Source organism: Kitasatospora sp. NPDC047058, assembly GCF_040643935.1.
Taxonomy (GTDB): Bacteria; Actinomycetota; Actinomycetes; order Streptomycetales; family Streptomycetaceae; genus Kitasatospora.
In genome coordinates this window covers 1-1,226 of record NZ_JBEYVJ010000907.1, presented here as the reverse complement: position 1 = coordinate 1,226, position 1,226 = coordinate 1, and the positions used below count along the sequence as shown (strand labels likewise).

Genomic DNA, 1,226 nt, shown 5'->3' with positions numbered 1-1,226 from the left:
GTTTCGGGCGATCCGGAGGGCCTGGAGGAGCTGAAGGCGGAGTTCGAGGCGGAGGGCGTGCGCGCCCGGATGGTCGCCGTGGACTACGCCTCGCACTCCGCTCAGGTGGACCGGCTGGAGGAGGAGATCCGCTCCGTCCTGGCCGGTGTGACGCCGCGCCGGGGCCGGGTCCCGATGGTGTCGGCGATGACCGGCGAGACGCTGACGGGTGAGGAGCTGGACGCCGCCTACTGGTACGCCAGCCTGCGCGCGACGGTGCACTTCGACCGCGCGGTCCGCACGCTGGCCGGCCAGGGCCACCAGCTGTTCGTGGAGGTGACCCCGCACCCGGTCCTGATGGGGGCGATGAACGACACGCTGGAAGAGGTCGGACTCGACTCCGCCTCGGTGCCGGCCGCCGTCTGCGGCACCCTGCGCCGCGACGACGGTGGCGCCCAGCGTCTGCTCACCTCGCTGGCCGAGGCCTTCGTCAACGGCGTGGCGGTCGACTGGACGGCCGTGCTGCCCTCCGCCGACCTGGTCAAGCTGCCGACCTACGCCTTCCAGCACGAGCGCTACTGGCCGCGTGCGGCTGCCCCGGCCCTCGGCGGGGACGCGGTGTCCCTGGGCCTGGGCGCGGTGGGGCACCCGCTGCTCGGCGCGGCCGTCGAACTCGCCGGTGGCGCAGGCCTGGTCTGCACCGGGCGGCTGTCCGTGCGGACGCACCCGTGGCTGGCCGATCACGCGGTCGGCGGGGCGGTGCTCCTGCCGGGTACCGGTTTCGTGGAGATGGTGGTCCGCGCCGGTGACCAGGTCGGCTGCGGCCTGCTGGAGGAACTGACGCTGCAGGCACCGCTGGTGCTGCCCGCGGACGGCTCCGGTGTCCAGGTGCAGGTCGTCGTCGGCGATGCCGACGCGGACGGACGCCGGACGGCCGACATCTTCTCCCGCCCCGACGGACAGCGGGACTGGGCGCAGCACGCGAGCGGCGTGGTCGCCCCTGCCGGAGACGCGGCGGCCGCGGAGGAGGACTTCGCGGTCTGGCCTCCGCGCGACGCCACGGCCGTGGACGTCAGCGGTATGTACGAGGCCGGCGCAGGCGCGTCGTACGGCTACGGCCCTGCGTTCCAGGGGCTGCGGGCGGTGTGGCGTAGCACGCCGCCGGAGAACTCGGTCAGGGTGATCCGGTTGTTGTCCGTGCGCAGCAGGTCGGCGGTGCGGGAGCGGTAGCCGTCGTCCGAACTCTC

The 1,226-nt window shown here is 74.1% G+C and carries 1 protein-coding gene; it reads left to right on the top strand.

Going from position 1 to position 1,226, the window contains the following annotated elements; genetic code table 11:
* On the top strand, window positions 1-1,209 hold a 1,209-nt coding region (locus ABZ885_RS41530; protein ID WP_360200446.1), incomplete at its 5' end, for an acyltransferase domain-containing protein.
* Window positions 1,210-1,226: the final 17 nt, after the last annotated feature.